The organism is Paenibacillus sp. p3-SID1389, from assembly GCF_025151705.1.
Lineage (GTDB): Bacteria > Bacillota > Bacilli > Paenibacillales > Paenibacillaceae > Fontibacillus > Fontibacillus phoenicis.
Window position 1 is genome coordinate 1 of the sequence record NZ_JALXVO010000090.1, and the last position, 6,947, is coordinate 6,947.

General features: G+C 51.8%; 11 protein-coding genes. All 11 read right to left on the bottom strand.

Going from position 1 to position 6,947, the window contains the following annotated elements; genetic code table 11:
- Positions 1-5: 5 nt before the first annotated feature.
- A complete protein-coding gene (locus M3G15_RS20850; protein ID WP_260071963.1) occupies positions 6-512 on the bottom strand; it encodes a GNAT family N-acetyltransferase in 507 nt (168 codons plus the stop codon).
- A 17-nt stretch (positions 513-529) separates the two neighbouring features.
- Entirely contained in the window at positions 530-1,036 is a 507-nt protein-coding gene (locus M3G15_RS20855; RefSeq protein WP_260071964.1) for a cupin domain-containing protein, read from the bottom strand.
- 118 nt (positions 1,037-1,154) lie between these two features.
- Positions 1,155-1,658 (bottom strand): GNAT family N-acetyltransferase, encoded by a 504-nt coding sequence (locus M3G15_RS20860; RefSeq protein WP_009222907.1) that lies wholly within the window; start codon positions 1,656-1,658, stop codon positions 1,155-1,157.
- 33 nt (positions 1,659-1,691) lie between these two features.
- The gene (locus M3G15_RS20865) at positions 1,692-1,853 is read right to left on the bottom strand and encodes a hypothetical protein (protein WP_009222906.1); all 162 of its coding nucleotides are present in this window, start codon (positions 1,851-1,853) and stop codon (positions 1,692-1,694) included.
- A 46-nt stretch (positions 1,854-1,899) separates the two neighbouring features.
- A complete protein-coding gene (locus M3G15_RS20870) occupies positions 1,900-2,625 on the bottom strand; it encodes a YjjG family noncanonical pyrimidine nucleotidase (RefSeq protein WP_260071965.1) in 726 nt (241 codons plus the stop codon).
- Positions 2,626-2,673: 48 nt separating this feature from the next.
- Positions 2,674-3,588, bottom strand: a complete 915-nt coding sequence (locus M3G15_RS20875) for an AraC family transcriptional regulator (protein WP_260071966.1) — start codon at positions 3,586-3,588, stop codon at positions 2,674-2,676.
- A complete protein-coding gene (locus M3G15_RS20880) occupies positions 3,585-4,478 on the bottom strand; it encodes a pentapeptide repeat-containing protein (protein ID WP_036643718.1) in 894 nt (297 codons plus the stop codon). Before M3G15_RS20880 ends, M3G15_RS20875 begins: the two co-directional genes overlap by 4 nt.
- Before the next feature lie 43 nt (positions 4,479-4,521).
- On the bottom strand, positions 4,522-4,977 hold the full coding sequence (locus tag M3G15_RS20885; protein WP_260071967.1) for a DinB family protein: 456 nt from the start codon (positions 4,975-4,977) through the stop codon (positions 4,522-4,524).
- Positions 4,978-5,199: 222 nt separating this feature from the next.
- Entirely contained in the window at positions 5,200-5,910 is a 711-nt protein-coding gene (locus tag M3G15_RS20890) for a stalk domain-containing protein (protein WP_009222901.1), read from the bottom strand.
- A 42-nt stretch (positions 5,911-5,952) separates the two neighbouring features.
- Positions 5,953-6,141, bottom strand: coding sequence for a hypothetical protein (locus M3G15_RS20895; RefSeq protein WP_036643716.1), 189 nt, complete (start codon positions 6,139-6,141; stop codon positions 5,953-5,955).
- A complete protein-coding gene (locus M3G15_RS20900; protein WP_260071968.1) occupies positions 6,138-6,482 on the bottom strand; it encodes a hypothetical protein in 345 nt (114 codons plus the stop codon). The genes M3G15_RS20895 and M3G15_RS20900 overlap by 4 nt, the downstream gene beginning before the upstream one ends.
- Between the last annotated feature and the right edge of the window lie 465 nt (positions 6,483-6,947).

Below are 6,947 nucleotides of genomic sequence, written 5' to 3' on the forward strand. Positions count from 1 at the left end.
TAGGATTAGGCCTCAAATATTTTGCCCATATAATACTCATCAACGTAGTTTCCATCCACTCGAATCGAATTTCGTTTGACGCCCTCGACTTCAAATCCCATTTTCTTGTACAGGGCAACGGCCCGTTCATTAGGGATCATCACCGTTAACTCGAACTTGGTGAGCTCCGTCTGCGCACGCCATGCCTCAGCTGCCTGGAATAAGCGTGTTCCTATCCCTTTGCCCGAGTAGGCTTGAGTGATGCCAACCACGATGTAACCCACATGCTTCGTTCGCTTTGCCTGCCCGCCAAACACGGCCAAATAACCAACCAACTGGCCTTGATCCTCCGCTACCAGAATCGTGGAGCCAACCTCGGACAGGATCGATTGAATCCGCTCCCGCTGTTCCTCAGCCGTCGTGGTACGTTCTCCCGGTTCATAGAGCATAAATTTCGTTTCTTGGTCCAGTTGCAGGCATAGTTTCAAAAAACGCTCAGCGTCATCCACTCGAATTTCTCTAATCTCAATCATCTAGATCTCTCCATTGGTTACTCATTCTCTTTCCCGTTCTCCTTCGCTCCCCACTTGGCGGCTACCTGATCCTCGCCTTTGAAATAATCGACTTGGCCGGCGCTCTCGTAAACTTCCTGGTAGGGTAAAATATTGATCTTCCCTGAATCAGGATATTCACAAACGTCCAGCCCCATGTTCGTTCGGATATCCAGGTACTTGCACGGCTTCTCCGTATGGTTAAACAGTTGGTGCGCCCCCGAGGGCCCCATTTCGAAGAACACGATATCCCCGGCATGTACTTCCTGATGCCCTTCCGGCGTCCGAAGCATCGCACTGCCTTCCAGAATGACGAAGAGTTCCTCCGCATTGCGATGAAAATGATAAGGAAAGGAGTACTTCCCCGGATCCAGCGAACGGATATCAAACGTCAAATGCTTGGAACCAGCCAGCTCCGCCAAGCGCTCGCTCGTATGCCAAGCGAACTCTGGAACGGGCGATTGCTTCTGATGGAACTTCACGCGGTCCGCAGAAAAAAGATGCATGATGATCCCCCCTTAATACAAAAATGCCCGGCCGCCGATCATTGCTTCCTGGGGCCGGGTCATACGTTGGTCTTCTCATTATACATAATTTCAGACCGATTCGAGTATTCGCGTTCGTTTACAACGAGAAAGTTTGAGCTAGAACCTCGTGGAGGCCGGGCAACCCCTCGATTTCCACGCGTTCGATCGTCTCGACGAAAGAGATGCCTTGTTTCCGGTAAATCTTCTTCCAGAAAGCTACAGCAATGGCGTTATTCTGCAGCTGCTCCACCCGGATTTGGCCCTTCAAGCGCCGCAAAATTTCGAAGGCGGCCGTCTCCGCCGTTTTTCCTCCGCGATATTTATGAAGCACGAACATCTCCTGCACCGTAAAGTCGATCTCCTCGGGCACAAACGGTGGGGCGCAAACCAGAATGAAGCCGGCTACTTTCCCCGAACAATAGATGAAATAAGGATGCAGTTCTTCCCGCTCCAAGTAAAGGTAAGTGTTCGCCAGATCAAATCGCCCGTCTTCCCCCGGTTCCTCGCCGGTAAACGCCGATAAATCATGCAAGTACAGCTGAAATAAATTAAAAAACAGCGAGCTTTGAGACGGTAAAATGGGTGCGATTCGAACGTCCACGCACTAGCCCCTCCTTGGTTTCGCGATTTCGAGTTACCTTCCTCTGTTGTCCCGGAGATAAATATCCAGGGCTTCGATCCCCCGACGGGCCAGTTTAATAAACAGAATCAAGGCATATAAACCTAAGCCGGCGATAACGAGATAGAACAAGAATAGGAGGGCGGGAAGCACCCCAATGATCCCTGCACTGGCCATACCTATCAACTCCTCACCCTAATGATAAACGATCAGATGGTTGTTTTCAGTGGTCCACCGAAGGACTTCCCCCAACTCCGACCAACGTCTTGACTTCGGCCAAGCGGCGAATCTCGTAAGTTGGCCGCAAATTAAGCGTATTCGGGCGGTGATACGGGTTATACCAGCAAGTATCGATCCCGTAATTAAGACCGCCCTTCATGTCAGAAGTCAACGAATCACCGACGATTAAGACCCGGCTTTTGTCCGATGGCCGAAGCCCCAATGCTTCAAACGCATAGTCAAAAATCCCCGGATGCGGCTTCGAATACCCCGTGTCTTCAGAAACGATGACGGCCTCGAACATCTTCGCCAATGCCGATCCGGCAATTCGGTTTGCCTGCACCTTTTTGATGCCGTTGGTGATAATCGCCAGATGAAACCCGGCTTCGTTTAAATCGCGGCAGAGCTCATAAGCGCCTTCGAGCAGGAAGGTTCCCTCCCCTAGCAGTTCCAAATAACGCTCACTGATCTCCTCTACCTGGGTCCAGGGAGTTAATCCGAGCTCCTGCACCAGTCTGGCGAACCGTTCTGTCCGCAAAGCGGCCTGCTTCACCAGTCCTTGCTCCAAATCGCGCCACAGTTGCTGGTTAATGGTCTGGTACGCCTTCATCACTTCGTCGGTGCAAGGGATTCCCGCCTCCGTGAGCGTCCGGCTCAAGGCGTGGTTTTCCGCCTTCGGGTAATCAAATAACGTATCATCCGCGTCGAATAAAATATGCGTATAAGACATGGGGCTCCTCCTGTTGTGTTCTCTATCACCTTAAAATATCTCTTTGTCTTATGCCCTTGCTTTGATCGGAATGTATAAATCGACCTTCGCCTTGCCTTGCGGGTCCTGCGCCGGATCGTTCATGCTAAACTCCAGGCAGTATCGATCATCCGGATCGTATTCGCTGTCCGGCAGCCAATTTCCGAATATGCTCTGGTACAGCAGCGCAAGCTTATCCGGTGTATCATAAAAATAAAACTTGGCATAAAGCCCTCCAGGCAGCGTTTGGAAGCCGATCTCCGGCGGCGCATCCGCACGGCTTAGCGTATCCGGTACGGTGACGCAGGCATCGTATCGGCATTCCTCCTCTTCGGTTACCGCCGGATCATCCAGAGATATCCCGATAAAAGATTGCTCCGGCGGAAACAGCTGATGCTGCGCCGCCCACATGCCTAACTTTGCCCATGCCTGATAGGTTTCCAGATAACTTCCGACATGTCTCACATACGCGACTTCCATCAAAGGAAGCTCTACAATCGTGGCTTGCATTTGCCAAACCCTCCTCAATAAATTGTTTTTTACAGTTTGATGATAAGGGTTTGGCGCGGCACCGGCTTCCTGCCGATTGCGGTCCGCTTGCGAAATATTGCGATCTTGCCGGGCTTGCTCTCGCATCTCGGTTGGTGTACGACCAAAGTGCTTCTTGAACGCCGCATTAAAGCTCGAAGCAGACTCAAACCCGCATCCCAGCGCAATTTCCAGCACGGATTGGTTGGTCTCCCGCAAGTAAGCCGCGGCCCGGGCTAAGCGCTGCTTGGTGATGTACGCAAACGGCGTCTCCCCCGTCACCGAGGCAAAAATCCGCGAGAAATGATACTTGGAGAAGTGGGACAATTCTGCCAATTGATCCAAATTGAGCTTGTGATGCAAATGCGCATCGATATATTTGCAGACCTGGTCGACCCTTTCCTGGTAATCGTTCATCTCGCTTCTTTCCTCCCCGAAGCCCCTTCCCAATAGAAGGGCCGTTTGAGGAGGGGAGGCAGCTTGGTAGCCGCGTCTCCTTTGGCGGCATTGATCTGAGCTTGCGTCAGGAACAGGCTCTCTGATAGATCAGCTCCCCTTACATCGGCATCCCGCAGGTCTGCGCCAATCATGTCGGCGCCGCGAAGGTCCGCTCCCCGCAGATCCGCGGCGATCAGGTAAGCACCTCTTAAATATATGCCGCGCAAATCGGCGCCCCGCAGCTTGGCGCTGATCAAGTCGGCACCACGCCCAAAGCTTCTGCGGCGTCCGGAAGCAGTTCCGGCCTTCCGCAGCGCTTCAGCGCGGACGCGCTTGCTCACCTCCAGCAGCAGCTCGTTGACCTTCGCGCGATGCGCTGCCACATCATAGCTGAGCAAGTCGTCCAGCTTGGCGGAGGTCAACCGTTCCGTCTCGTCATAACGAATCCGCAAACGTTCATGTAAATGGCTGACCTGAGGTAGACTTAACGCTTCATCCAAGTACCAGAGCAATTCATGCAGCTGCCACATGACCGGGAACACATCAAACATCGGCTTTGCCGATCCGGGCACCTGACGCCAACTTAACCCGGCGAAAGTCACCTGAGACACTCGTTGCCCTGCGCCAAAGCAGTCATAAAAGGTACACCCCCGGTACCCCTGCTCCTGCAGACTGCCGTGAATCCCGCAGCGGAAGTCATCCCGCAAATGGCCGCAGGGCTGTCCAGCCGCTTTGTCTGCAGCGAAGTCCACCGAAGCCGCAAAAGGCAGGGCCGCACAACACAAGCCAAAGCATTGCTCACAGTCCGCCTGCAGCGTGAAGCGACGTCGGCCATATGCTGGTTCCTTGGTCGATAAATTCTCAGACATCGTAAGATTCCCTCTCTTTTTGCCATCGTTGTGTCTCTAATATTTAACGCTTAGGATCGCTGATTTGCCCCAGATGATGACGCGCATGCCGAATATAATCTTCAAGCAATTCCTCAAGAGTCATCGAGATGCCATCCGTAAAAAAACACCGTTTCTCCCAATCCGTCTCGGCAGAACTGCGCAGCGCATTCAGGATTAACCCGTTGAGTTGGTTCCACACCAAGAGAAGCTCCTCACGCCCATAATGATGCTGATACCCGTGACGTCTCACCCATTCATCCTGTACGTATCCTTCGAATGTGACCGGCTCATCCGTGGTCAGGATCCTCATAAACCGCACATGGTTATTGGCTGCGGAATCACACAAGTGTCCGAGGATTTCCAGCTTCGACCACTTCTCCGGCAACGGTTTCTTCTGAAATGGTGCCTCATCGATACTGTTAACCGTTGTTGAAAGCTTCTCCAGCAAGAGCTCCAGCTGTTCGATTCTTTTACTCATCTACGCTTCCCCTCCTCAGATCACCTTCAATTTGCCCAATAATCCTATCTTAGTCTAGAACAAGACTGGAAGTAAATGCCGACTTCCTAACTTTTGCCTAATATAAAAAAGCCTGCCGAAGCAACACAGATTCCTGCTCCGACAGACCTCCCGTGATTCCTTATGGGTTAACCTTTTTCATATCGTTTATCGTTGTTTCGCTTCTCTCTGACTACTCTCTCTTTATTTCAACTTCGCAACGGTAACGGCGACCTCCTCCAGTTGCGACGAACTTAACTTCCCGTCCGGTGATCTCAATGTAACGAACCGGTCGTCCAGTTGGAAGGACAGCATCGGCGTGTCGGATGGTGTGTACCATTTGGCTTTCGTGCCGTTGGACAAGGTGACCGTTTCCCCTTCATATCCATAGGCGTAATCCCGCGGGGAAATTGTAATCGTCATATGATTAAAGATCAGATTCACGCCGTCATCCGAATCGCCCACCATCTTGAAGGCATCTCCTTGGGCCATTTGCTGGGGCGCGTAAGGCGTTTCAAAGGATTCGAATTTGGCGAACGCCTTTTTGATTTTTTCCAATTGGGCATTCGTATACTTCACTGGAGTTAAACCGGTCTCAGATCCTGGGGTTTCCGAAGTTTCGCTGCCGATCTGCACCAGTTGTTTGTTCGCATCATAATTTACCGGGACCTTCAGCACGTCTGCCAACGCCCGAACGGGCAAATACGTCATACCGTTATAGGTAATCGGCGCTAAATGACGGCCTTGCCCGTCAACTGGAGCATAGGTTTTGCCATCGACCTGGATGCTGATTTGGTTGTTCAGATAGGCGTTGATTTTCTGCAATTTCGTACCGGCATAAACTCCGGCAGCTCCGGATAAGGTCATACCTACTACGGCGAAAGCCAGAATTGATTTTTTCATGTTGTTGTTCATATCGTTAGTTCCTCTCCCTTAATAAATTTGAATTTGAATTTTCTACTTAAAATCGATCACTTGAGTGACCAGCAGCGATTTCGGATCGTCCACCGTAATGCCCAGCCGTTTGCCCGATGGGCTCCAGCTGAACGGATAGATCGCATGAGGAGGCGGATCGACCGATGCGTAATAAGGAGCGAGCGGGGACACTTGCCCGGAGCCGGTGTCAAAAATATACACGCCATTCATCCCCGGCCTTCCATCGATCCGGCAGCTAAAATGTACGTTTCATCGTTTAGCCACCCGCCCAGCCCCAGGTAGTTATCCCCCGGGATTTGAATGATCTCCCCGGTTTGACGATTCTCTACAAAGTTGTCGGCCGTGTACTTATTCTTCCATTTCTGAATGAAACGGTACTGGCCATCGGGAGACGGGGTCTCCTTCACAAGCATGTAGCCGTCCATCTGCTGTTTCTCCTCTCCCGCAGGCTGGCGTGTCTGGCCAGTCACCAGGTTCACGATCGAGACCTCATACGCGAATTGCGCTTCCTCCGTCGCTGTCCCGGGTTTGACCAGTCGGGTCTTTTCCACCTTCACCTCGTCCTCTGGCAAGCCGTCACGATAACCAACACAAGCGCTACTGCCATAAGTTGAAGTGCATAGGTGCCAATAGGGGGCTTCATTCCAGGTACCTCCTGCGTTTTGCCACAGGAGTCGCCGTCCATACCGCTCACCCCCGTTGTTTCGGGGCGGCTGATTCGGTTCCCCCTGTTGACTTCAGTATAGGGAAGACCTTTCACATAAAAATATCCGACTTGTAACGTTCTTGTAACATCGACTGCGATTGTAACGTCTGTTGCGATTGTGATGTAGGCTACTGCGAGTGTACCGTTGGCTGCGGTTGCAATGTCGGTTGTAAATGTATCTCTCCTGCGATTGCATCGTCGGTTGTCATTGTAACGTCACCCGCAACTGCAAAAGTGCAGTTCATTTCCCGCTGTAGACGGAAAAATGCCCCTCTAGATGTAAAAGTGCAGTTCATTTCGGCCCAAAACG

What these genes read in the sequence shown, in the direction of transcription:
- M3G15_RS20875 (WP_260071966.1), bottom strand. Translation starts at nt 3,588, where the DNA reads ATGAACGATTACCAGGAAAGGGTCGACCAGGTCTGCAAATATATCGAT.
- M3G15_RS20850 (WP_260071963.1), bottom strand. Translation starts at nt 512, where the DNA reads ATGATTGAGATTAGAGAAATTCGAGTGGATGACGCTGAGCGTTTTTTG.
- M3G15_RS20870 (WP_260071965.1), bottom strand. Translation starts at nt 2,625, where the DNA reads ATGTCTTATACGCATATTTTATTCGACGCGGATGATACGTTATTTGAT.
- M3G15_RS20855 (WP_260071964.1), bottom strand. Translation starts at nt 1,036, where the DNA reads ATGCATCTTTTTTCTGCGGACCGCGTGAAGTTCCATCAGAAGCAATCG.
- M3G15_RS20895 (WP_036643716.1), bottom strand. Translation starts at nt 6,141, where the DNA reads ATGAATGGCGTGTATATTTTTGACACCGGCTCCGGGCAAGTGTCCCCG.
- M3G15_RS20880 (WP_036643718.1), bottom strand. Translation starts at nt 4,478, where the DNA reads ATGTCTGAGAATTTATCGACCAAGGAACCAGCATATGGCCGACGTCGC.
- M3G15_RS20885 (WP_260071967.1), bottom strand. Translation starts at nt 4,977, where the DNA reads ATGAGTAAAAGAATCGAACAGCTGGAGCTCTTGCTGGAGAAGCTTTCA.
- M3G15_RS20865 (WP_009222906.1), bottom strand. Translation starts at nt 1,853, where the DNA reads ATGGCCAGTGCAGGGATCATTGGGGTGCTTCCCGCCCTCCTATTCTTG.
- M3G15_RS20890 (WP_009222901.1), bottom strand. Translation starts at nt 5,910, where the DNA reads ATGAACAACAACATGAAAAAATCAATTCTGGCTTTCGCCGTAGTAGGT.